The organism is Nostoc sp. WHI (assembly GCF_015714725.1).
In the GTDB taxonomy this organism is placed as follows: Bacteria; Cyanobacteriota; Cyanobacteriia; order Cyanobacteriales; family Nostocaceae; genus Nostoc.
In genome coordinates this window covers 44,720-67,110 of sequence record NZ_WBKM01000281.1, presented here as the reverse complement: position 1 = coordinate 67,110, position 22,391 = coordinate 44,720, and the positions used below count along the sequence as shown (strand labels likewise).

The 22,391-nt window shown below is 42.5% G+C and carries 26 protein-coding genes; 10 read left to right on the top strand and 16 right to left on the bottom strand.

The genetic code is table 11. From position 1 onward, the window contains the following. Positions 1-2,660, bottom strand: a 2,660-nt coding sequence (locus tag F8S12_RS28630; protein WP_230968337.1) for an NACHT domain-containing protein, incomplete at its 3' end; no start/stop codon positions are given. Positions 2,661-2,860: 200 nt separating this feature from the next. Beyond that, the gene (locus F8S12_RS28625) at positions 2,861-3,805 is read right to left on the bottom strand and encodes an NAD(P)-dependent alcohol dehydrogenase (RefSeq protein ID WP_196519658.1); all 945 of its coding nucleotides are present in this window, start codon (positions 3,803-3,805) and stop codon (positions 2,861-2,863) included. Positions 3,806-3,950: 145 nt separating this feature from the next. On the opposite strand from F8S12_RS28625, the gene F8S12_RS28620 reads away from it, so the two are divergent. Both F8S12_RS28620 and F8S12_RS28615 read left to right on the top strand, forming a co-directional pair. Next, entirely contained in the window at positions 3,951-4,373 is a 423-nt protein-coding gene (locus tag F8S12_RS28620) for a XisH family protein (RefSeq protein WP_196519657.1), read from the top strand. After that, the gene (locus F8S12_RS28615; protein ID WP_196519656.1) at positions 4,355-4,696 is read left to right on the top strand and encodes a XisI protein; all 342 of its coding nucleotides are present in this window, start codon (positions 4,355-4,357) and stop codon (positions 4,694-4,696) included. Before F8S12_RS28620 ends, F8S12_RS28615 begins: the two co-directional genes overlap by 19 nt. A gap of 111 nt (positions 4,697-4,807) precedes the next feature. On the opposite strand, the gene F8S12_RS28610 is transcribed toward F8S12_RS28615, so the two are convergent. Together F8S12_RS28610 and F8S12_RS42100 are read right to left on the bottom strand one after the other, a co-directional pair. Beyond that, entirely contained in the window at positions 4,808-5,383 is a 576-nt protein-coding gene (locus F8S12_RS28610) for a Uma2 family endonuclease (protein WP_196519655.1), read from the bottom strand. A 951-nt stretch (positions 5,384-6,334) separates the two neighbouring features. Beyond that, entirely contained in the window at positions 6,335-6,607 is a 273-nt protein-coding gene (locus F8S12_RS42100; protein ID WP_331001458.1) for a hypothetical protein, read from the bottom strand. Between F8S12_RS42100 and nifB the strand changes: the two genes are divergently transcribed. The 8 genes from nifB to nifD all read left to right on the top strand — a co-directional run bounded on the left by nifB (position 6,576) and on the right by nifD (position 14,714). After that, a complete protein-coding gene (gene nifB / locus F8S12_RS28605) occupies positions 6,576-7,919 on the top strand; it encodes a nitrogenase cofactor biosynthesis protein NifB (protein ID WP_331001457.1) in 1,344 nt (447 codons plus the stop codon). The genes F8S12_RS42100 and nifB overlap by 32 nt on opposite strands. Before the next feature lie 346 nt (positions 7,920-8,265). Continuing rightward, on the top strand, positions 8,266-8,481 hold the full coding sequence (locus F8S12_RS28600; protein ID WP_196519653.1) for a hypothetical protein: 216 nt from the start codon (positions 8,266-8,268) through the stop codon (positions 8,479-8,481). 105 nt (positions 8,482-8,586) lie between these two features. Next, entirely contained in the window at positions 8,587-8,940 is a 354-nt protein-coding gene (locus F8S12_RS28595; RefSeq protein WP_196519652.1) for a DUF362 domain-containing protein, read from the top strand. Positions 8,941-9,130: 190 nt separating this feature from the next. Next, positions 9,131-10,339, top strand: coding sequence for a cysteine desulfurase NifS (gene nifS / locus F8S12_RS28590; RefSeq protein WP_196519651.1), 1,209 nt, complete (start codon positions 9,131-9,133; stop codon positions 10,337-10,339). Between the two features lie 111 nt (positions 10,340-10,450). Then, positions 10,451-11,350 carry a Fe-S cluster assembly protein NifU gene (nifU, locus tag F8S12_RS28585; RefSeq protein ID WP_196519650.1) on the top strand — a complete coding sequence of 300 codons (900 nt, stop codon included), beginning with the start codon at positions 10,451-10,453 and terminating at the stop codon, positions 11,348-11,350. Between the two features lie 224 nt (positions 11,351-11,574). Continuing rightward, positions 11,575-11,931 carry a globin domain-containing protein gene (locus F8S12_RS28580; RefSeq protein ID WP_196519649.1) on the top strand — a complete coding sequence of 119 codons (357 nt, stop codon included), beginning with the start codon at positions 11,575-11,577 and terminating at the stop codon, positions 11,929-11,931. Between the two features lie 296 nt (positions 11,932-12,227). Beyond that, a complete protein-coding gene (gene nifH / locus F8S12_RS28575) occupies positions 12,228-13,121 on the top strand; it encodes a nitrogenase iron protein (protein ID WP_196519648.1) in 894 nt (297 codons plus the stop codon). A 150-nt stretch (positions 13,122-13,271) separates the two neighbouring features. After that, a complete protein-coding gene (gene nifD / locus F8S12_RS28570) occupies positions 13,272-14,714 on the top strand; it encodes a nitrogenase molybdenum-iron protein alpha chain (RefSeq protein WP_196519647.1) in 1,443 nt (480 codons plus the stop codon). Positions 14,715-15,041: 327 nt separating this feature from the next. Here nifD and F8S12_RS28565 read toward each other — a convergent pair whose 3' ends face one another. The 12 genes from F8S12_RS28565 to F8S12_RS28510 form a co-directional block, all read right to left on the bottom strand. After that, entirely contained in the window at positions 15,042-15,545 is a 504-nt protein-coding gene (locus F8S12_RS28565; protein ID WP_196519646.1) for an SLATT domain-containing protein, read from the bottom strand. 526 nt (positions 15,546-16,071) lie between these two features. Further along, on the bottom strand, positions 16,072-16,485 hold the full coding sequence (locus F8S12_RS28560) for a type II toxin-antitoxin system VapC family toxin (RefSeq protein ID WP_196519645.1): 414 nt from the start codon (positions 16,483-16,485) through the stop codon (positions 16,072-16,074). Next, the gene (locus F8S12_RS28555; RefSeq protein WP_196519644.1) at positions 16,482-16,796 is read right to left on the bottom strand and encodes a hypothetical protein; all 315 of its coding nucleotides are present in this window, start codon (positions 16,794-16,796) and stop codon (positions 16,482-16,484) included. The genes F8S12_RS28560 and F8S12_RS28555 overlap by 4 nt, the downstream gene beginning before the upstream one ends. A 289-nt stretch (positions 16,797-17,085) precedes the next feature. Further along, on the bottom strand, positions 17,086-17,301 hold the full coding sequence (locus F8S12_RS28550; RefSeq protein WP_196519643.1) for a hypothetical protein: 216 nt from the start codon (positions 17,299-17,301) through the stop codon (positions 17,086-17,088). A gap of 309 nt (positions 17,302-17,610) precedes the next feature. After that, on the bottom strand, positions 17,611-17,844 hold the full coding sequence (locus tag F8S12_RS28545) for a hypothetical protein (protein WP_196519642.1): 234 nt from the start codon (positions 17,842-17,844) through the stop codon (positions 17,611-17,613). Beyond that, positions 17,844-18,131 carry a type II toxin-antitoxin system HigB family toxin gene (locus tag F8S12_RS28540; protein WP_196519641.1) on the bottom strand — a complete coding sequence of 96 codons (288 nt, stop codon included), beginning with the start codon at positions 18,129-18,131 and terminating at the stop codon, positions 17,844-17,846. The genes F8S12_RS28545 and F8S12_RS28540 overlap by 1 nt, the downstream gene beginning before the upstream one ends. A gap of 471 nt (positions 18,132-18,602) precedes the next feature. Beyond that, positions 18,603-18,803, bottom strand: coding sequence for a hypothetical protein (locus tag F8S12_RS28535; RefSeq protein ID WP_196519640.1), 201 nt, complete (start codon positions 18,801-18,803; stop codon positions 18,603-18,605). After that, on the bottom strand, positions 18,790-18,996 hold the full coding sequence (locus F8S12_RS28530) for a hypothetical protein (protein WP_196519639.1): 207 nt from the start codon (positions 18,994-18,996) through the stop codon (positions 18,790-18,792). Before F8S12_RS28530 ends, F8S12_RS28535 begins: the two co-directional genes overlap by 14 nt. A 493-nt stretch (positions 18,997-19,489) precedes the next feature. Next, positions 19,490-19,630 carry a hypothetical protein gene (locus tag F8S12_RS28525; RefSeq protein WP_230968336.1) on the bottom strand — a complete coding sequence of 47 codons (141 nt, stop codon included), beginning with the start codon at positions 19,628-19,630 and terminating at the stop codon, positions 19,490-19,492. 96 nt (positions 19,631-19,726) lie between these two features. Next, the gene (ppk2, locus tag F8S12_RS28520) at positions 19,727-20,680 is read right to left on the bottom strand and encodes a polyphosphate kinase 2 (RefSeq protein WP_230968335.1); all 954 of its coding nucleotides are present in this window, start codon (positions 20,678-20,680) and stop codon (positions 19,727-19,729) included. A gap of 306 nt (positions 20,681-20,986) precedes the next feature. Then, positions 20,987-21,586, bottom strand: coding sequence for a hypothetical protein (locus F8S12_RS28515; RefSeq protein ID WP_196519638.1), 600 nt, complete (start codon positions 21,584-21,586; stop codon positions 20,987-20,989). 134 nt (positions 21,587-21,720) lie between these two features. Next, positions 21,721-22,203, bottom strand: a complete 483-nt coding sequence (locus F8S12_RS28510) for a hypothetical protein (RefSeq protein WP_196519637.1) — start codon at positions 22,201-22,203, stop codon at positions 21,721-21,723. Positions 22,204-22,391: the final 188 nt, after the last annotated feature.

Below are 22,391 nucleotides of genomic sequence, written 5' to 3'. Positions count from 1 at the left end.
GCTAATTCTTGGACTGCTGCACCTCGCACATAGTAGTGATCATCCTTGGTAGCGCGTTCTATGAGGATGGATTTGGTTTCGGGGTCATCTTTGAAGTGATTCGCTAATTCTTGGACTGCTGCACCTCGCACATCGTTGTCATCATCCTTGGTAGCGCGTTCTATGAGGATGGATTTGGTTTCGGGGTCATCTTTGAAGTGATTCGCTAATTCTTGGACTGCTGCACCTCGCACATCGTTGTCATCATCCTTGGTAGCGCGTTCTTTGAGGAAGGATTTGGTTTCGGGGTCATCTTTGAAGTGATTCGCTAATTCTTGGACTGCTGCACGTCGCACATCGTTGTCATCATCCTTGGTAGCGCGTTCTTTGAGGAAGGTTTTGGTTTCGGGAGATTCTTGCCAAGTCATTGCAATTGCTCTGACTGCTTGAATGCGAATTTCCTGAACTAGCTCAGTTTCTTCTTCATCTTCATAGAGGACGTAATAGTACCAGAGGTCATATTTCGTTAAGTCTTGTAGCTCGTTAAGTAACTTATTAGCTGTTGACGCGATCGCCAAACGATTTCTCACCTCTACAAGACACTTAGCCGTTAAAAAGAGATTGACAAACTTTTCCTCTTCGCCATCTTGCGCCATTAAATAATCAAGAATCTCGCCAACAAATCTTGGCTCAATCATTCCCGCAATTAGCAGCAAGACCTCATGCCAACTTTCATCTTGCCAGTGTTTGCCAAAAACTTCATTCTTAAGTTTTTCAATAGTCAGCGTTTGCGTTTCTTTAAACTGCCAGACAAACTCCCAAGCACAGAAATATTCTAAAAATGTCCGATGCACAAAAGCATAATAATCCGCACCCAGGAAACATAACATAAAGTTACGAGTCCGCAGTTGATTAATCATCACCCGCGCAGCTTCTCTGGGTTTATCAAACTCTATGGTTTTGAGATAATCAGTCAAAACTTTGACTAAATCATTTTCATGAATCAAATTACCTGCCAAACCTTTCTCACCAGTTTGCATAAGATAAGCAACCTGACGCAGCATCGCTTGCTTATCTTTATAATCAATCGTCTTGGGGTCTAATCTCTTATCTTCTGTCAAAGCGCGTTCCACATCCCATTGATGCAGCAGTACCCGCGATGCTTGATCGTAAAGCGTAGCTCTATCTCTTGGTAGCTCTTGATTACGATTTAGAATTGCCATCATCGTCAACAGTAGAGGATTTCCCGCTAATTCTATAATAGATTTGGAAGCTTCAATTCCTCTTTGTAACCGTTCCCGTTTTCTCACTTTATCTGCTGGATCAGTAAAAGTTAACTCATGCCAACGGTTGATAAAATCCTGAATTTGTTCTGAGTCTAAATCTTGCAATATAAAGTGGCGAAACTCAGCATTAAGCAATCGTTGCGGTTTATAGCCAATAATCCGAGAAGTGACAATTACCTGTACATCAGGATAGTCATTAGTAAAGCGATGAATATCAGTAATTACATCCTCGCGCTTACCAGGGTCAAATACCTCATCCAAACCATCAAACATCACTAAGGCATTACCAGCTTTTAACTTTTTATCTAGTTCAAGCTGATTGAGATGATGAATTGCACCACTACCGTTATGAAAGAATTCTAGAAAATTATTGCACTCTTTATCTTCCCGTCGCCGCATATAAGTGCGTAATTCAATTAGCAACGGAATTGGTAATGAGATAACATTATCCAGTGGAGACTCTGCCCAATTCAAAGCCAGAAATTGCAACAATGTAGACTTACCTGAACCAGGATCGCCCAAAATCACAATATATTTATAATCTTGCTTTTTATTGACAACATCTAAGACTGAAAGTATCGGCTGTTCAAAATAAACCCGTTTGTGGCGTTCTAATTCTTCTAATTCAACTTGTGCTTCTACTTGGTCACTTTCTCGCAGCCTTCTAAAATGTTCTTTAGGCAGTTCGTGAACTTGTGGTAAAACTTGATGAGCTTCCCGGACATTTTGAGCAGTAAAAATCCGCCATAATTTAAGTTCGTTATAGGCATAGCCGCTAGTATCTAAGCTATCTAACTTCAGATTGCCATAACGCTCAAGGATTCCTTCTTGATATCCTGGCAAATCAAAGTCGGGAATAATCCCAGCCATCTGTGTTGTGTTCTCCTGGATTTTATCCAGATTTTTGGAATCAAGAATATCTCTGAGTTCAGGAATTTCTAGAATAATCTTTTTAACAGCTTGCAGATATTTTTCACCAATTGCTTTCCATCTAAATTTATCAGGATACTGAGAGTCATTAAGTTGATACCAAATTTCTTTTAATTTCTTGGTATCTATAGCGTTACAGTCATCTTTAAAAGCACTTCCCAGAATTTCTTTAACTTCTGAATTCTTGATAAATTGCTTTATGGGCTGCGTATACTTTTCTATTTCGTCTTCAGAAAGCTCCCCATCTTCTAAATCTTTCTGCATCAATTGCAAAAATTCTTTTAACGCTTTCCCAGCAGCAATTTCTATGTCTTCCTTCTTAAGTTTCTCGAAAATCTTGCCAGGGATGCCTTTTAATAAATCTTTAGCCCAATCTTTAGCAGCATCCTTGGCTAAGTCTTCCAGAATTGGTTTAAAAATCAACCCGGCGGCCTGAGTTACACCCCAAATAACTAACCAGTCCATAATACTCGCCTCTGTTGAGATTTTAATTACGAGTATATACACTAGCTTGAGTAATGTTTCCACATTTTAGGGTGATTGCAGAAATATCACAGGTATCTGAAGAACCTCTCTCTAAATCTCTCTCCTAAAAGGAGAGAGACTTTGAATTTTCCCCATTCCCGCGTCGGGAAGGGGGTTAGGTTTCGCGTTATTTTTTTAGATCAATTGCTAACCGCGATCGCAATTTTCCCCACAGCCCGTTCACTTTCGCTATAACTATGAGCCGCCGCTAGTTCTTGTAAGGGATATGTGCGATCAATCACTGGACGAATTTTACCCGCTTCAATCAATTCTTTCAGGTAAACCAAATCTTGAGTGTTGGGTTTTTCAATAATAAATTTCGCTTTTTGACCAGGAAGGAACGCTGTTAAGGCGCTCTCTAAGAAGACTTCTGGGCTAGGTAGCGTGGTGATATAAATTCCGTTGGGTTTGAGGACTGTTTTGGTTTGAGAGAGCGATCGCTTACCCACTGCATCAAAGATAATGTCATACTGCGCTGTATCTTGGGCGAAATCTTGTTGCTTGTAGTCGATAACGCGATTAGCTCCCAGAGATTTCACCAAATCCAAATTTTTGGTACTGCTAACTCCCGTCACCACTGCCCCTAAAGCCTTAGCAATTTGCACCGCAAAAATCCCCACACCGCCCGCAGCACCATTAATCAAAACAGTTTGTCCTGTTTGAATATTCCCCTGATCTCGCAACGCTTGTAAAGCCGTGAGCGCTGCTAAAGGCACAGTCGCAGCTTCTTCATAAGATAAGTTTGTTGGTTTATGAGCCACCAAGTTTTCTAGGACGGCTGCAAATTCGGCGTAACCTCCTCCAGAAAAGCTAGTACTGCCATAGATAGCATCTCCTGCTTTAAAACGCATGACACCAGAGCCAACGGCTACGACTTCTCCCGCCACATCAAATCCCAGAATCTTTGGGAATTTACTGCCGGTAATCAAACTCAACATCCCTTGGCGAATTTTCCAATCAATGGGATTAACGCTACTAGCACGAACTTTTATAAGTAACTGCGTTGGCTCAATTTTCGGCTGCTCCACCTCTTCAGACTGCAACACCTCAGCCGCGCCGTACCGACGGATAACCACTGCTTTCATCCCATTCCTCCTGCTACCCTGTTTTTCTAAATGAACTCAGACAGCTTATTGTTGGTTATGACTACAGTGTAGCGATGTCTACGATGGCCTACGCCTACGCATGGGAATTACTAAAATAAAAATATCAGTCTAAAACTGCACCTGTATGCCAGCTAAAGACATCTATCACAACAATGTCAAAAATGCTTTGATTAAAGACAAATGGACAATTACTCATGACCCACTGACTCTTAAATTCGGTAAAAAAGATTTGTATATTGATTTAGGTGCTAAACAACTGTTGGCGGCACAAAAAGCAGAATTCAAGATTGCAGTTGAGATTAAAAGTTTTACCGGCAGATCGGATGTTGATGATTTAGAAAAAGCGTTGGGTCAGTATATTTTATATCAGGATATATTAATTGAGTTGGAGCCAGAGCGAGTGTTATATCTTGCAGTACCTAACAGAGTTTTTGATGATTTGTTTGAAGAACCTATTGGCAAACTGTTACTGAGAAATCGCCGTTTAAAGCTGATTACTTTTGATCCAAAACAGGAGGTGATAAAACAATGGATCACACCCAATTAGACCACTACCGCCAAGTGATTGAAACTATCCTCAGTGAATATGCTTCACTGATTTATTCCTATGCAGATATTCACTCAGAAGTGGTGTTTGATCGAACCCGCGATCGCTATTTGTGGATGGATCTAGGCTGGGATAGCGATCGCCGCATTCATGGCTGTCTGGTTCATATTGACCTAATTGATGGCAAAATCTGGATTCAACGAGATGGCACTGAAGAAGGCATTGCTGCCGATTTAGAACGGGCTGGAATACCTAAAGAACACATCGTTTTGGGGTTTCGTCCACCGGAATTAAGACGCTATACCGGCTATGGAGTTGCTTGAGAAGCGATGCCTTCTCTACGAGACGCTACGCGTAGCAAGATCCCGTTCGCGTAGCGTCTCCGACAGGAGAAGGGTACGGCGGGCTATCGCCAACGCGTGTGAGAAAATACATTATTCAGTCGGAAATATAACACTTTCATACAGCAATTCAATCGGACATTCAAATTCAATGCTCGATAAAGCGATCGTATCTCCAGCCTTGTAGGAATAGTAAAGCCACATCCTACCTTCACCCCGACAGTAACGCTCGACGGAGATTTTTTCTGAATCAATCAAGATATACTCTTGCAAACTGGGTATTGTCAGATAATAAGTGAATTTTTCATCCCGATCTTTAGCGCTTGTACCTGGGGAAAGAACTTCGACAATCACCTTGGGATGTTGAATAAATTTGCGGGCATTGAGGTCTTGAGGGTCGCAACTGACAATAACATCAGGATAATAGTAGCGGCTCTGGGGAGTGAGTTGCACTTTCACGTCTGACACATTCACTCGACAACCTCTGAAACGTAAATGGGGGCGTAAGGCAGTGTACAAGTTGAGTGCAATGTCATTATGAGGAATTGTACCGCCTGTCATGGCAAATACTTCGCCATTGGCATATTCGTAGCGAAGGTCTTGCTGAGGTTCCCATTCGAGATATTCCTCAACGGTCATTTCTGGCAGTTGTTGCGGGATGGCGATCATAACTAAGATTTTTCCACACTTGGTTTAATTGTAGCTAAATAGTACCGGCAACAAAGAGCGTTGGCGATAGCCCGCCGTTCGCGTAGCGTAGGCATCGCTAAGGTTCGTAATGAGCAATTAAGAAAATTGATTGCGATCGCACAATCATGTTAGATTATAGTTTGTTGTTTCTCTTAAACACAAAATCTGGACTTTCCTACCCATCTCCTGATTGTGGGAATAAAAAAAAGGACTGGAAAGTTAGATATTTTGAAAAATATGTGCAGCAACACATCTACTTACAGCAGCTTATATGGCTTACGAGATAAGAGTTAGAACCACAATTGAATATGATTGTCAAAGCAAAAATTAAAAAAATATAAATTGCATTTTTACCCTCAAAAAAATGATATGTTAGATACAGAATTGAGTTTCGCTTTTTTTCTGGGGTAGAACAATATAGACTACTCCAGTTTTCACCCTCAAATCCTTGGCATTTATTGCTTTTGACGGGATTTGAGGTTAGCCTGAGTACACATTTAGATAGCTCAAAACCAGTTTAAAGTAGGCTAAAGTCTTTACTGGGTTTGGGTTTTGACTGAGTACAAAAAAATCCTGAACCCCTATCTATAAATACTCGAACCCCAACCAAAAAATACTAGAACCCCTACCCGAAAAAAACTTTTTTAATTCTTGTAATGCTTGAAGAATTAGGGTTTTTATTACTTGAGTACAACCGTAATAAATCCAATAAATTCTAGCCTAGATAGACGCAACATCTGGCTAGAGACGGCTGATATAAATCATATATCGCCAATCACTTAACGCTCTGAAACAAAACGAAGCGAAGAGTGAGTGGAGGGATGACATAGCACTATGCCAAAAGTGAATAGAAGTCGCGGCTGTAAGCACAAATTCTACCCAAGAACCAAACGTTGACACACCAGCCGAAGAACCAGATTTATCCCTGCATTACTTGAAAACAAGTCGCCCAAACCCAGGCGTTTGCAGGCAGTGTGGAAGACGCGACTTCAATTCCTGGGCATAGACATTAGCAACAGCATCTCCCACAGTGGCAGCCAAGTCCACCGACCTTTTGCGAAACTCAATGACATCACCGTCTACACGACTCCTCAACTCCCCCGCCACGGAATCGACAACAACCCAAGCAAAATCAGGTGGTTGCGGTTGCGACAGCACCAGCAGCGCCACAGTGGAAAGGGACGAAAAACTCCAAGAACGCATTGCTAAACATCCCTGCTACAGCGAAGACGCTCATCACCACTACGCCCGGATGCACGTTGCAGTTGCTCCAGCTTGCAACATTCAATGCAACTATTGCAACCGCAAATATGATTGCGCTAACGAAAGCCGTCCTGGAGTAGTTAGCGAATTGCTAACCCCAGAAGAAGCTGCACACAAAGCTTTGGTCATTGGTGGCAAGATTCCTCAAATGACAGTTGTGGGAATTGCTGGCCCTGGCGACCCTCTGGCGAACCCCGAAAAGACTTTCCGCACATTTGAGTTGATTGCAGCGCAAGCACCAGATATTAAGCTGTGTTTATCAACTAATGGTTTAATGCTGCCCGACTACATCGATCGCATTAAACAATTAAATATAGATCACGTTACGATCACCATTAACATGGTAGATCCAGAGATCGGTGCTAAGATTTATCCTTGGGTTCACTACAGACGCAAGCGTTATAAAGGCATTGAAGGCGCGACAATTCTCCACGAAAGACAGATGGAAGGATTGCAAGCCCTCAAAGATGCGGACATCTTGTGCAAAGTTAACTCGGTGATGATTCCCGGAATTAATGACCATCACTTAGTCGAAGTGAATCGAGTCATTCGTGAGAAAGGTGCATTCTTGCACAACATCATGCCATTGATTTCTGCACCAGAACATGGCACACACTTCGGTTTAATTGGTCAACGCGGCCCCACACCTAAAGAACTCAAAGAAGTTCAAGACAATTGCTCTGGTAACATGAAAATGATGCGTCACTGTCGCCAGTGTCGCGCCGATGCAGTCGGGTTATTGGGAGAAGACCGCAGTCAGGAGTTTTCCAAAGAGAAATTCTTGGAAATGGCTCCAGAATATGACATGGAACAACGCGCTACCGTTCACGAAGGGATTGAGAAGTTTAAAGAAGAACTGAAAGTAGCTAAAGACAAGGCGCTTGCTGGCAAGAAATTTGCCAACAGTCCGAAAATCCTCGTTGCAGTAGCAACCAAAGGCGGCGGATTGGTTAACCAGCACTTCGGTCATGCCAAAGAATTCCAAATTTACGAAGTGGATGGAAACGATGCTCGCTTTGTCGGTCATCGCAAAATTGACCAATACTGCCAAGGTGGATACAGCGAAGAAGCTTCCTTTGAGCATATTATGAAAGCGATCGCAGATTGCAAAGCAGTTTTAGTCTCCAAGATTGGTAACTGTCCTCAAGAAAAATTGCAAGAAGCTGGAATACAGACTGTTGAATCTTACGACGTGATTGAAAAGGTTGCTTTGGAGTTTTACGAGCAATACGTTAAGGAATTAGGGAATTAGGAATAGGAAGTAGGGAGTAGGAAATTTCAATATTCACTACTCCCCACTTAACCAATAGCGCTGTCAAGGTGAGTTTTGTGTTTATTAACGTGAGTTCGATGAACCTCTCCCTCCCAGCCTCCCTCTCCGAAACGGAAAGGGAGGAGCAACAAAAAATTCAGCTTTTTGCTCCCCTCTCCGCGTCGGAGAGGGGCTGGGGGAGAGGTCAAATAAGACTTGTCGAACTCACGTTTACGAGCCTCTGAACTCGGAAGTTGCACCTTTTAACTCGGAAGTTGAGCCTCTGAACTCGGAAGTTGCACCTTTTAACTCGGAAGTTGAGCCTTTTAACTCGGAAGTTGAGCCTTTGAACTCGGAAGTTGAGCCTTTTAACTCGGAAGTTGAGCCTCTGAACTCGGAAGTTGAGCCTCTGAACTCGGAAGTTGAGCCTCTGAACTCGAAAGTTGCACCTTTTAACTCGAAAGTTGCACCTTTTAACTCGAAAGTTGAGCCTTTGAACTCGGAAGTTGAGCCTTTGAACTCGGAAGTTGCACCTTTGAACTTGGAATTTTCAAAATTCTAAAAGAACAAGTGAAGATTTTGTTTGAATGAATATGAAATTTAAGCGATATATCACCTTGACAGGGCTACATTTACCATTCCCCACTTCCAAAAAAGGAGAATAATCATGGCTTACAAAATTACTAGCCAGTGTATTTCCTGCAATCTCTGTCTATCTGTATGTCCCACTGGTGCAATTAAGATAGCTGAAGGACAACATTGGATTGACTCTGAACTTTGTACAAACTGCGTTGGTAGCATTCATACCATGCCTCAGTGTAAAGCTGGTTGTCCCACCTGCGACGGTTGCGTTAAGCAGCCTAGCGATTACTGGGAAGGCTGGTTTACCAATTACAACCGCGTAGTTGCTAAATTAACAAATAAACAAGATTACTGGGAACGTTGGTTTAACTGCTATTCCCAGAAATACTCCGAACAGTTACAAAAGCGTCAACCCCAATCAGTGGGATCTGAAGCTTAAATAACAAGACTTACGCAAAAAAGTTCTACAATAGTGGTAATTCATGAATTAACACTACGACAAATCAGGTTTTTGAGACAATTTTGCGTCAGTCCTAAATAATTCGTAATGACGCTCGTTCGTGAAACGTCTCCTTTTGGGAGAAGACTCGCTACTGCTTCGCTAACGTAATTCGTAATTAAAGACAACAATGCAAAAGAACTGCATCTATCTCGATAATAATGCCACCACTAAGGTAGACCCAGAAGTTATAGAGGTAATGCTACCTTACCTCACAGACTATTACGGCAATCCCTCTAGTATGCATAGCTTTGGTGGGCAAGTCGGTAAAGCAGTGAGAACAGCAAGAGAACAACTTGCAGCTATCCTGGGAGCCGATGAGTCAGAAATTGTCTACACAAGTTGCGGTACTGAGGGAGATAACGCGGCGATTCGAGCCGCACTGTTGGCGCAACCAGAAAAGCGGCACATTATCACCACCCAAGTTGAACACCCAGCAGTACTCAATGTCTGCAAACAATTAGAAACCCAAGGTTACACTGTTACCTATCTATCAGTAAATCATCAAGGGCAGTTGGATCTAGATGAACTAGAAGCTTCCTTGACGGGTAACACCGCCCTGGTGACAATTATGTATGCTAATAACGAAACAGGCACAGTTTTCCCGATTGAGCAGATTGGGTTGCGCGTTAAAGAATATGGCGCTATCTTCCATGTAGATGCGGTGCAAGTAGTGGGAAAAATCCCCTTGAATATGAAGACTAGCACCGTGGATATGTTAACCCTGTCTGGTCACAAACTGCACGGGCCGAAAGGAATTGGGGCTTTGTATATCCGGCGCGGGGTTCGGTTCCGTCCCTTCATGATTGGCGGACACCAAGAACGCGGGCGTCGGGCGGGAACTGAGAATGTTCCAGCAATTATTGCCTTGGGCAAAGCTGCCCAACTGGAACTGTTACACTTAGAAGAAGCGACCAAAAGAGAAAGAAGACTGCGCGATCGCCTCGAACAAACTTTACTCGCTACAATTCCCGATTGTGTCGTTAATGGTGACACTACGCAGAGATTGCCAAACACCACAAATATCGGCTTCAAGTATATTGAAGGTGAAGCTATCTTACTATCCTTGAATAAATACGGTATTTGTGCATCTTCCGGTTCTGCTTGCACCTCCGGCTCACTGGAACCTTCCCACGTCCTTCGGGCAATGGGCTTACCCTACACAACTTTGCATGGTTCCATTCGCTTCAGCCTTTGTCGCTACACCACAGAAGCCGAAATCGATCAAGTGATAGAGGTAATGCCCAGTATTGTAGAACGTTTACGCGCCCTCTCACCCTTCAAAAATGATAATGCGGGTTGGCTGCAAGAACAAGAGCAAGCACTGGCACATCGCTAGGGAGTAGGGAATAGGGAGTAGGGAGTAGGGAATAAAGAATTTACTACTCCCTACTCCCCACTCCCCACTCCCCACTCATCACTCAGCACTCATCACTCAGCACTTAATAATATGTGGGACTACACTGATAAAGTATTAGAACTGTTTTACGATCCCAAAAATCAGGGAGCAATCGAAGAAACGGGCGAAACTGGGGTTAAGGTTTCAATGGGAGAAATCGGTAGCATTGCTTGCGGCGATGCTCTGAGATTGCACCTCAAAGTTGAAGTTGAATCTGATAAGATTCTAGATGCTCGGTTTCAAACCTTTGGTTGTACTAGTGCGATCGCATCTTCTAGTGCATTAACCGAAATGATCAAGGGTTTAACCTTAGATGAAGCTCTGAAAGTGTCCAACAAAGACATTGCAGATTACCTGGGTGGTTTACCAGAAGCTAAAATGCACTGCTCTGTCATGGGACAAGAAGCGTTAGAAGCCGCTATCTATAATTATCGTGGTATACCTCTAGCTAGCCATGATGATGACGATGAAGGCGCGTTAGTTTGCAGTTGCTTTGGAATCAGCGAGTCCAAAATTCGCCGCGTCATTCTAGAAAATCATCTCACGGATGCTGAACAAGTAACAAATTATGTAAAAGCTGGTGGCGGATGCGGTTCCTGTCTGGCGAACATTGATGATATAATCAAATCAGTTCAACAGGAATACGCCTCACCTGACCTCAACAACTATGGCGTAAAAGTTGCCACAGAAATTGTTACATCTAAAGAGCGATCGCTAACCAACGTCCAAAAAATTGCTCTAATTCAAAAGGTTCTCGATGAAGAAGTCAGACCCGTACTCATCGCTGACGGGGGAGACGTAGAACTCTATGATGTTGAAGGCGATCGCGTTAAAGTTGTACTGCAAGGTGCTTGCGGTTCCTGTTCTAGTAGTACAGCAACTCTGAAAATTGCGATCGAAGCCAGATTACAAGATCGTGTCAGCAAGAGCCTTGTAGTCGAAGCAGTTTAGGAATTGCTGTAGGACTTAACGTACTCTACAAATACGCCCTAATATGCATTCAGCCAGGAACAGAAAGTAGGATTTGAACCACATAATTGTCTTCTCATCAATGCTTCAATCCTACCGACAACCGATAGCTAAATTAGCTATTACGGCTAACAGCATATAGGCTTCATAGATTAAGCAACCTACTTGCGAATTTCATCATCCAACTCGCTTCAAAGGAACAGGATATGAGTACATTGTACGACAAACTTGGCGGACAACCGGCTCTTGAACAAATAGTAGATGAACTCCACAAACGCATTGCCACAGACAGCCTCCTCAATCCCATTTTTGCTGGTACAGATATGGTCAAGCAACGTAATCATCTAGTTGCTTTCTTATCTCAAATATTTGAGGGGCCAAAGCAATACACCGGTCGTCCAATGGACAAAACCCACGCTGGAATGAATTTACAGCAACCACACTTCGATGCGATCGCCACGCATCTGGGTGAAGCAATGGCTGTGCGTGGAGAGTCAGCAGAAGACACCAAAGCTGCACTAGAGCGCGTCTCAAATTTAAAGGGCGCTATTTTGAACAAGTAATAGGATTTGTGCATTGATTGTTGACAAAATCAAGTCCTATTTAGTTTTTCAAGCTGAAACACATTATGACGTATTTGTAAATTGCGTAATCTCTTAGTCATTAGTAATTTGACTAATGACTAGGGACAAAAGAAAAAAAATTTAGCCAGGAAATATATGTACTTACTTTCGATCATTTTAGCTGTAGAGCGATCGCCCCCGGCATCGTTCTACATACCCTCACTGCTGTAGCTCAACAGGTGTGAGAGCCAAAAAACCCAAAAAACCCACCAATCAATTGCAGGATAACACGAATCATGACTGACGAAAAAATTAGACAGATAGCTTTCTACGGTAAGGGCGGTATTGGTAAATCTACCACTTCCCAAAACACCTTAGCAGCTATGGCAGAAATGGGTCAACGCATCCTCATCGTCGGTTGCGACCCTAAAGCTGACTCCACCCGTTTGATGCTGCACAGCAAGGCTCAAACAAGCGTTCTTCAATTGGCTGCTGAACGTGGTGCAGTAGAAGATATAGAACTCCATGAAGTAATGCTGACCGGCTTCCGGGACGTTCGTTGCGTAGAATCTGGTGGTCCAGAACCCGGAGTAGGTTGTGCTGGTCGTGGTATCATCACCGCCATCAACTTCTTAGAAGAAAACGGTGCTTATACAGACGTTGACTTCGTATCCTACGACGTATTGGGTGACGTTGTGTGCGGTGGTTTTGCTATGCCTATTCGTGAAGGCAAAGCCCAAGAAATCTACATCGTTACATCAGGTGAAATGATGGCGATGTACGCTGCTAACAACATCGCTCGTGGTGTTCTCAAGTATGCTCACACTGGTGGCGTGCGTTTGGGTGGTCTGATTTGTAACAGCCGTAACGTTGACCGGGAAATCGATCTCATCGAAACCCTGGCAAAACGCTTGAACACCCAAATGATTCACTACGTACCTCGTGACAACATTGTTCAACACGCAGAATTGCGTCGGATGACCGTGAACGAGTACGCACCTGATAGCAATCAAAGTCAAGAATATCGCGCATTAGCCACCAAGATTATCGAGAACAAGAATCTCACCATCCCCACACCTATTGAGATGGAAGAGTTAGAAGAGTTGTTGATTGAATTTGGTGTTCTCGAAAGCGAAGAAAATGCTGCAATGTTGATTGGCAAGAGTGCTGCTGAAGTTCCTGTAGTATAATTCGCTGCTAAGAAATAATGCTTTAGCACAAGGAAAAAGGAAGAGTTTCATATCTTCCCTTTTACCTTCTCCCTTCCATTTCCCCCCTAACCTTAGAGGGGACTCCTAGTCCCCCTATGCCCCGATCCTTACGAGTCACAGAGGCTAAGTATGACACCTCCAGAAAACCAAAACATCATCGAAGAAAGAAAAGAACTGATTAAAGAAGTTCTCAGTGCTTACCCAGAAAAAGCTGCTAAAAAGCGCGAAAAACACTTAAACGTATACGAAGAAGGTAAGTCCGACTGCGGCGTTAAGTCTAACATCAAATCCCTTCCTGGTGTAATGACCGCTCGTGGTTGTGCTTACGCCGGTTCTAAAGGTGTGGTCTGGGGTCCTATTAAGGACATGATCCACATCAGCCACGGGCCTGTAGGTTGCGGTTATTATTCTTGGTCTGGTCGTCGTAACTACTACATCGGCACCACAGGTATTGACTCCTTTGGTACCATGAACTTCACCTCCGATTTCCAAGAACGAGATATCGTTTTTGGCGGAGACAAGAAACTTGTCAAGCTCATCCAAGAACTTGATGTACTTTTCCCCCTCAACCGTGGTGTTTCCATTCAATCTGAATGTCCCATCGGTCTAATTGGGGATGACATCGAAGCTGTTGCTCGGAAAACATCGAAAGAAATTGGCAAGCCAGTTGTACCTGTGCGTTGCGAAGGCTTCCGGGGTGTTTCCCAATCTTTGGGACACCACATTGCTAACGACATGGTTCGTGACTGGGTGTTCACCAGATCCGACCAAGCTAAGAAAGACGGTACACTTCAGTTTGAAGGTACTCCTTATGATGTAGCCATCATTGGTGACTACAACATCGGTGGTGATGCTTGGGCGAGCCGCATCCTGTTAGAAGAACTCGGCTTGCGCGTAGTCGCTCAGTGGTCAGGTGATGGCACCATCAACGAAATGTTGATGACTCCCAATGTGAAGATGAACCTCATCCACTGCTACCGGTCGATGAACTACATCAGCCGTCACATGGAAGAAGCTTATGGTATACCCTGGTTGGAATACAACTTCTTCGGCCCCACTAAGATTGCTGAATCTTTACGGGAAATTGCTTCTAAGTTTGACGAGACAATCCAAGCGAACGCTGAGAAGGTAATCGCCAAGTATCAGCCCACAATGGACTCGATCCTTGCTAAGTATTACCCCCGCTTGGAAGGTAAGACTGTCGCCATCATGGTTGGTGGTCTACGTCCTCGCCACGTTGTCCCAGCTTTCCAAGATTTGGGCATGAAGATGATAGGTACTGGTTATGAGTTCGCTCATAATGACGATTACAAACGTACCACTCACTACATCGAAAACGGCACCATCGTTTATGACGACGTTACCGCTTACGAATTCGAGGAATTTATCAAAGCGTTGAAGCCTGACCTTGTAGCTTCTGGTGTGAAAGAGAAGTACGTCTTCCAAAAGATGGGTCTTCCTTTCCGTCAAATGCACTCTTGGGATTACTCCGAACCTAGCGATCGCACTTCAACATCACATAATGCAAGGCTTTCTAGCGACGGGAGAATAAAGAGCCTATTTCTAGCCTAAATGCAAGTTGCAGGGTTATTTAGGAACAATCTGTTTTTACGCTTTAGATAATATAACTCTTATTCAGTCTAGTTTTTAGATTTTGCTTGCATTTTGCTTAAATAATAACTGTAAAATGAAAGACTATTTAGAATGACGATTCTTTAGATTAAATGGTGCGATAGATTTCTCAAAAGTCCTACGATCGAATTCTTCATAACCTTTACCCCGACTCTCTTTCAAGCATTTCTGAAGGCTAAAAATTTTTATCCAGTCTGAAATTCATAAATCCAGGTTTTATAAGGCTTTGATAAATCTTGTGATAAATCCGGGAAAAGTCAGTACTACTTAGTATTGTTTTGCTTTTCGATAATCTTTATCGTTTGTAGGAAATCCTTCGGCATTACTGTTTACGGTATTGTACTTCTCATTAATTATTTCTACTTGTTTCACCAGCCCTGGTAAATCAATCAAATTATCAGCAAAGGCTGCCAATACCTGTTCGGATTCACGCTGAACTTCAAGATAATTATTAGCAATTCTTCTATGTCCCTCAAAGAGTTTTTCAAAGTTAAAAAAAGTTTGTATACCACCGCAAACAGCAGCAATCATAGCCATAAAGCCGCTTACCCACTTTGTAATTTCTGGTAAAGTGTTTGAAGCAGTTATAAATAATACAGATCCTAAAATCACATTGATAAGTATTGCCGCAGAGCCGAAGATGTTGTTGTAAAATTTGTTTCTTTCGGCAGCATTAAAGTGTTGATGCTTATTAAGACGGGCATTTTTGCTAATTTGCCTCAAAAAAATGAGCGTTTCGGGTGGTGGAGCATCAAACTTTGCATTTGTCATAAAGATAATTCACATTTCAATAGTAACCCAACTTGTGGGTTATCTGAGATCGAGTGCTTCGCACTCTGAGATTGTATCATGAGCAAGATATTATATTTAAAACCAGGGTAAGCGTATCTAAATTAATAATTTTCACAAAAATCTTGGTTAATGTAATGCGACGCCGAACAGCCCGTCGTAGACATCGCACTAAAGGAAGTAGACCGTTGTTGCGATCGCCTTTAAAGATTGTGTGTGAGATGTATAAGAAGTAGACCGTTGGTGCGATGTCTGCGACGGGCTTCGCCTACGCCCTCATTCGCCAATAAACTAGGCGATGTCTGCGACGGGCTACGCCTACGCATTAAACCGTCCAATCCTCAATTAACAAGCCGGGTAATTTGCCTAAATGCCGATGATTGTGCGTTAATAAAACTAATTTACGAGATAGTGCGATCGCTGAGTAGCCCGTCGTAGACATCGCAGTAAAAAAAGTAGACTATTCTTGCGATCGCTGCTTCAATAACGTTTTGCTTACTTCCGACACTCAATTAGACAACAAGATCGCAAAGCCTTCTTGGGTGAAGTGTTTATCGTGTGTCAGTACCTCTATGATCTCTAGTTGGCGCATAGTGTGCATAGAAATGCAATCTGTCAAGCTATAGCCTTTATCGAAGCGTTGAGAATACAGAGCTAGACCAGCTAAAAAGGATTCGCGTGTTTGTGGAATAACTTGAACCTGATCATTTTGCAGAATGCTTTGTGCTAGTTGAAATATTCCGCTTCGGGTGTATCTACCAGCAGTTGAGAAATAATTCACAAACTCAGTCAGCACCTCATCGGTTGTAATCAGTTTTGTTTGCATCAGCGATTTGTGTATGTCTTGAGTGCGGACGTGCCATGCATCTCGTGGATTAGCAAGTGCTATCCAGTAAAACGTGTCTACGAAAACAAAATTCATGCTGATGTTTTTGGAGTTCCGTAGAGATACTGGTCGTGCTGCTCTGCGCTATCTGTGTGCAAGTTAACAAGTTCTTCAGAAGGAATACTCTGAGCAAATTGCTCGAACTCGTTGAAGAGATTTTGTAAGGAGTTATCCGCTTCAAGAGGAGAAGCAATTACTTGGGTGCTATCTGCTTCCTGAATACTATCTTGATTAGAACCTTGGAAGCTAGGTTGCGCCTTTACAGACTGCAAAATGTATAAAATTGCTTCAATCAGTTCCTCTGGTGCTTGCTCAATTTCTCGAAGAAGTTGCTCTTTCGCCGTCATTGCTGATACCCTCAAGCAAATACTTTAAATTGTACTATTAAGTTGAACTGCGATCGCCTTTAAAGATTATCTGTCAGATAAACAAGAAGTAAACCGTTGTGGCGATGTCTGCGACAGGCTATTCGGCGTCGCCCTAAACCGATAATAAACTAGGCGATGTCTGCGACGGGCTATTCGGCGTCGCATTAAACCGTCCAATCCTCAATTAACAATCCAGGTACTTTGCCCAAATCCCGATGATTGCGCGTTAATAAAACTAATTTCAGATGATCTGTATCTAACAAATATTTCATGGCTCATCCTGAATTTCGATTATTAGCTCCTCGCCTTGACGAATCGCACGTCCATAAGCGAGTACCTCTTCAAACGCAGGCTCGTCTTTGAAGGAAGCTGTAATTTGTTGCAGCCAATTGGTTGGTTGAGAAGCTGTTACTTGTTTTTGCAACTCTGTCACCGCCGCTTCGACAGCTGCGAGACGTTCTTCCAGAGAAATATTAGTTGACATTTGAGGTTTTCCTTAACTGCATTACGCCTATCTGAAGAATAACGAGTTAGAGTAAGCGGTGGCAACTCTCTCGAAGGTAATAAAGATATTTAATTGCTTTTATGAGCGATCGCTTTCACTCGATAACAGTTAGAGATTGTGTGTGAAATGCATAAGAAGTAGACTGTTGGTGCGATCGCCTTAACTCGACAACATTTAAAGATTATCTATGAAATGCACAAGAAGTAGGCCGTTGGTGCGATGTCTACGACGGGCTACGCCTACGCCTTTACTCGACAACACGCCACTGTATATTTATACTGGGTGAAGTTAAGCGATCGCCTCTAACTCAGGAATATACTCAGTTTCGTAGTTTTCAATTAAAACACCGATAACTTCCATTAGAGACGCGAGTGGATGTGTCTCGTCTTCACCAACTTGATCGATGAGACAATCAAGGATCTCAACTAAGCGTTCATATTGCTCTTCTGTGTGAGGAACAAAGACGTTTTCCGCGATAGATGGCCAAGCGGTGATGGTTTGATCAAGGTTGAAACTTTGCATTATTCTTTCCACTTTCCTTCATCATATTCTGAATGCGTTAACACAGCCCGAATGTAGACTTTTTGACGGTTGTAATGAATTGCAGCAATGAGTCGAACTTTGTTACCACCAATGTTAAATACTGTCAGTTTACCGACTTGATCTGCTGATGGAAACATTTCACGGAGTTCTACAAATGTGGCAAACTCATTTCCCTTGATTAATCCATACCACTGAGCCAAGGCGTTATTTGTATCTGGATAAAGTTTAGCAAATTCATTCAGCCGTTTACGAGTAATAACGTGCATCTAAAAATCCCTGATGTCTTAATAATTTTGTTATCCATATAACTCACCTCCCACTGCTAATCTTAATATTTTAATCATTACCACAACTCGAAAACACGGCACTGTATATTTAGATATTGTGTGTGAGATGCACAAGAAGTAGACATCGTAGTAAAAAAAGTAGACTATTGTTGCGATGTCTGCGACGGGCTTCTCTACGAGACGCTCTTCGCGTTCGCCTACGCCCTCACTCGACAATAAACTAGGCGATGTCTGCGACGGGCTATTCGGCGTCGCATTAAACCGTCCAATCCTCAATTAACAATGCGGCTACTTTACTAAAATCCCGATGATTGCGCGTTAATAAAATTAATTTACGGGATAGTGCGATCGCATGACATAACGTTATAACAATAGTGCGATGCCTGCGGCGGGCGAAGCCATCGCACTGAATAATCCTCGGTTTTCTACAGCAAGTTTAACCGATCACTTCTATGCTTCGGCTTCAATACCTTGTTGTGGTGCGGATTCTGAAATTTTTGTCTGCTGCTCTCTGTACTGAATAAGGTGGGGATATTGCTTCTGAAGTTGAATGTAATAATTTACCAACTTCTGGGGGTTGTGTTCATTCTCCTGAGATATAAGATGGCGAATTTTACGTATTTGGCTGATTGCCTCATCATTCTTCGTCATTTTGCGCTCCTATTAACTCTAATAGCGTAACTAGCGTTGGAACGAATAACCCCAGCATAACGTTCAGTCGTCGGATATGCCCAAACTTATTGGCGTTTGCCAAGTGACGACAATTCCAGGTTAAGAGAAAATCACATTTATGATACGAAGCTAGGGCAAGATGTAGTGCATCTCCAAGTGGATCTTTGGGCATCAGTTGTTGCTGAATATACACTTCAACGATTTCAGCGATTGCAGATTCAATCGGGAGAAATAACAAGCCACAATCAGTTCTATTGCTTCGCTCTTGCCAGGAAAGTTACCTCGATTGAGTTCATCCAGCACTGCAAGACTGGTTACAAGCACATAGTTGTCATTTGCATCAGCTCCACCATTCCCGTGTCCAGTCCCGCCGCGCCACCATATCAGCTTCAGTACGTGCCTCGTAATAAAAACTGGGAATGGAAGTTTCAATGTAAACTTTTGGCTTCATTGCGATAAGGAGTGATATAAATAAACGGCTTGATCATCTTGGACAATGCCTGCTGCAATATTACCGTCTTTAATTTACTACCTAAGCGATCGCCCCAAATCGACAAGATTTAGTGTGAGATGCACAAGAAGTAATCCGTCATGCGATGTCTACGACGGGCTACGCCTACGCCTTTACTCGACAACACGCCACTGTATATTTATACTGGGTGAAGTTAAGCGATCGCCTCTAACTCACGAATGTGTTCAGTTTCGTAGTTTTCAATTAAAACACCGATAACTTCCATTAGAGAGGCGAGTGGATGCGTGTCATCTCCACCAATTTGATCGATTAGACAATCAAGGATCACAACCAAGCCTTTATATTCCTCTTCTGTATGAGGAACAAAGAGGTTTTCGGCAATGGATGGCCAAGTTGAAACTTTGCATTATTCCTTCTAGAGTGATATTCCCTAATACACTTGAGGAACAAAAAACTGTTCATTACGGGGGGCGCGAAGATAATCCTCTGCCACAGGTCTAGACGGAAGCTCTAAGGGAGGAGGTGTCATATCTTCGTAAGGAACTTTACTCAACAAATGATGAATGCAGTTGAGCCGCGCCCGTCTTTTATCATCTGCTTCAATCGTAAACCAGGGGGCTTCTGGAATATTGGTGTAAGCAAACATGGCATCTTTTGCTTTGGAGAATTCTACCCAGCGATTACGTGATTCCAAATCCATCGGGCTGAGTTTCCAGCGCCTTGCTGGATCGTGGCTGCGAGAAAGAAAGCGTTGCTCTTGTTCTTCATCGCTGACTGAGAACCAGTACTTGATTAAAACAATGCCCGATCGCACCAGCATTCGTTCAAATTCCGGGCAAGATTGCATGAATTCTTCATATTCTGCTTCGGTACAAAAACCCATCACCCGTTCAACCCCGGCTCGATTATACCAACTGCGATCGAACAGGACTATTTCGCCTGCTGTCGGAAGATGTTGCACGTAACGCTGAAAATACCACTGAGTTTTCTCGCGATCAGAGGGGGTTCCTAAGGCAACTACACGACAGCCACGAGGATTTAGTGGGTCGGCAATACGTTTAATTACTCCTCCTTTGCCGGCAGCATCGCGCCCTTCAAATATTACGACAACCCGATAGCCGACGTGCTTAATCCAGTATTGCATTTTAACTAGCTCAATCTGGAGTTGCTCTAGTTTAGTTTCAAAAGTACTTTTGGAAATTTTCTTGGCAAAAGTTTCAGTGCTACCATCAAAAATCCGTTTTGATTTTTTAGATTTTTTCTTGTCTTTTGTCTTTGATAAGCTTTCTATTAAGCCTGTAGCGGGTTGAGCTAGATCATTATTTTGCTGGTTTTTAACTTCATCAATTGACATCGCAGTGACTCCATGCCATTGAGTCGGCATAATTATAGTTTATCTATAAAGTATATATTTTAATCCGAATTAGTGTAAATATACACCTTCGCAACTATTACTACAACAAAAATTTAAAATATATTTGAGCGAGTTCAGCTATTAATGTGTTGCCAGAATATTTATTACCGATGTTGGTCAATGGGCTTTGTCTGACTTGTTAACCAAAAACCCGCTAGAGCGATCGCACAGATTAAATTACAAAGCCCAACTTTATTTTACAGGTTCCTGCTATTTTTGTCGAACAGTTTTAGGCGCTACTCCGAGCAGATGTTTAAACTGGTTTTGGCTTACAAATTAACTACTGAATTGCTGGACAATTGTCTGCACAATTGCCAAAATTGCTCCGACATTATCTAAGTAATATCTTTGCTGATCAAGCAAAGCCACTTTTTGAGAAAGTTGAAGAAACTGCCATACTTCTCCTGTTGTCACGCATCCATATACAGTAATTTCTGCTTGGTTAGATGAACGATTGAATAAATCCGCCGCCACCATTTGCGCTATACACTGTCCTAAACCAGCTTCAACATCATTTTTCTTCGCTTCCACCACACTAATAATTGGCGATCGCAGTGGTAATACAGGTGGAGCTATTGCTAAAATAAAATCACATTCCCCAATCAAACCCTGTGCAGGATCAACGTCAAGTCTTTGTCCTGAAAAAATAGCCAAACTATCTTGGCTAATATCACGGCAGGCCAGTAGAATCGGTACAATAATAAACTCGCTCCGAGCCTTTTCACTAATTAGAGATAACTGGGTTCGTTTTCCTAGAGTTTCATTTAACCAAGAAGGTATAGAAATAGGTATGAGCTTGGGAAACAGATCAGCCTCTTGGGTAGTGATTCCCAAAACAGCCGAAACCTTTTCTAAAGTAAAATCGCTGTACGCCATAGTTTTGCGGTGCTTTTAGTGTATGACGTTTTCAATCAAAGAGAATTGCTTCTATTTTACCCCTGTTCTACAAGCGATCGCACGATGCTATAATTACAGTACCTCGTCATACTTGTTACCCTCAAACACTATTTTTACTGAAGGTTCGTTGTATTATTTTTGGGCAACTCAGGACGTTTAAGTAAAGCTCGTACTATTCTAGTATCTTTTTTTATGTCACGTTTTAAGCTGATATGAAGATAAAAATCATCATTATCGATGTGAAATTCATCAAGCTTCATTCCCAATCGTTCAACAGCTAACTCGAATGCTTTCTTATTTGATGGATTAATACAAAGCGATCCGCCTTTCGATTTCAACATGATTTGTATATTCTTTGCCAATCGACCAGCTTTATCAAGCTTGCTTGTGTTCTGTTCTCCACTCACTTGACTGCTATGGGATGGAGAGATGGACTTACATTTCTTCTGCTTTTCAGTCTTGTGAGAAGGCTTTGGCTCCAACTGCTGCCTAGAGTTGCCTTGAATAGCCTCAGATTTAATTATAAACCCTGTTATGCAGCTACCACACATGAAGTCTCCATCATCATAAATGCCGTCAAATAAATCAAATGCCATTGCACAATAGTCACATATTGGCATAATCTTCCTTCACCCTCTACAGCTATTTGCTGCTGACACTCTAGCTCAGGTTGTCATAATATACAAAATTTTTATACAAAACATTATATTATACACTTAATACGTATATATACTATAAGGTTTAAGCTAACTAGAGACAAGCAACTTTTACACGTTGGGTTAGG

Bases quoted from the DNA above. Each gene is read 5' to 3' on its own strand.
- F8S12_RS28625 (WP_196519658.1), bottom strand. From the start codon at position 3,805: ATGAAAGCAGTGGTTATCCGTCGGTACGGCGCGGCTGAGGTGTTGCAG.
- F8S12_RS28620 (WP_196519657.1), top strand. From the start codon at position 3,951: ATGCCAGCTAAAGACATCTATCACAACAATGTCAAAAATGCTTTGATT.
- F8S12_RS28615 (WP_196519656.1), top strand. From the start codon at position 4,355: ATGGATCACACCCAATTAGACCACTACCGCCAAGTGATTGAAACTATC.
- F8S12_RS28610 (WP_196519655.1), bottom strand. From the start codon at position 5,383: ATGATCGCCATCCCGCAACAACTGCCAGAAATGACCGTTGAGGAATAT.
- F8S12_RS42100 (WP_331001458.1), bottom strand. From the start codon at position 6,607: ATGCGTTCTTGGAGTTTTTCGTCCCTTTCCACTGTGGCGCTGCTGGTG.
- F8S12_RS28595 (WP_196519652.1), top strand. From the start codon at position 8,587: ATGGCTTACAAAATTACTAGCCAGTGTATTTCCTGCAATCTCTGTCTA.
- nifS (WP_196519651.1), top strand. From the start codon at position 9,131: ATGCAAAAGAACTGCATCTATCTCGATAATAATGCCACCACTAAGGTA.
- nifU (WP_196519650.1), top strand. From the start codon at position 10,451: ATGTGGGACTACACTGATAAAGTATTAGAACTGTTTTACGATCCCAAA.
- F8S12_RS28580 (WP_196519649.1), top strand. From the start codon at position 11,575: ATGAGTACATTGTACGACAAACTTGGCGGACAACCGGCTCTTGAACAA.
- nifH (WP_196519648.1), top strand. From the start codon at position 12,228: ATGACTGACGAAAAAATTAGACAGATAGCTTTCTACGGTAAGGGCGGT.
- nifD (WP_196519647.1), top strand. From the start codon at position 13,272: ATGACACCTCCAGAAAACCAAAACATCATCGAAGAAAGAAAAGAACTG.
- F8S12_RS28565 (WP_196519646.1), bottom strand. From the start codon at position 15,545: ATGACAAATGCAAAGTTTGATGCTCCACCACCCGAAACGCTCATTTTT.
- F8S12_RS28560 (WP_196519645.1), bottom strand. From the start codon at position 16,485: ATGAATTTTGTTTTCGTAGACACGTTTTACTGGATAGCACTTGCTAAT.
- F8S12_RS28555 (WP_196519644.1), bottom strand. From the start codon at position 16,796: ATGACGGCGAAAGAGCAACTTCTTCGAGAAATTGAGCAAGCACCAGAG.
- F8S12_RS28550 (WP_196519643.1), bottom strand. From the start codon at position 17,301: ATGTCAACTAATATTTCTCTGGAAGAACGTCTCGCAGCTGTCGAAGCG.
- F8S12_RS28545 (WP_196519642.1), bottom strand. From the start codon at position 17,844: ATGCAAAGTTTCAACCTTGATCAAACCATCACCGCTTGGCCATCTATC.
- F8S12_RS28540 (WP_196519641.1), bottom strand. From the start codon at position 18,131: ATGCACGTTATTACTCGTAAACGGCTGAATGAATTTGCTAAACTTTAT.
- F8S12_RS28535 (WP_196519640.1), bottom strand. From the start codon at position 18,803: ATGACGAAGAATGATGAGGCAATCAGCCAAATACGTAAAATTCGCCAT.
- F8S12_RS28530 (WP_196519639.1), bottom strand. From the start codon at position 18,996: ATGCCCAAAGATCCACTTGGAGATGCACTACATCTTGCCCTAGCTTCG.
- ppk2 (WP_230968335.1), bottom strand. From the start codon at position 20,680: ATGCCGACTCAATGGCATGGAGTCACTGCGATGTCAATTGATGAAGTT.
- F8S12_RS28515 (WP_196519638.1), bottom strand. From the start codon at position 21,586: ATGGCGTACAGCGATTTTACTTTAGAAAAGGTTTCGGCTGTTTTGGGA.
- F8S12_RS28510 (WP_196519637.1), bottom strand. From the start codon at position 22,203: ATGGCATTTGATTTATTTGACGGCATTTATGATGATGGAGACTTCATG.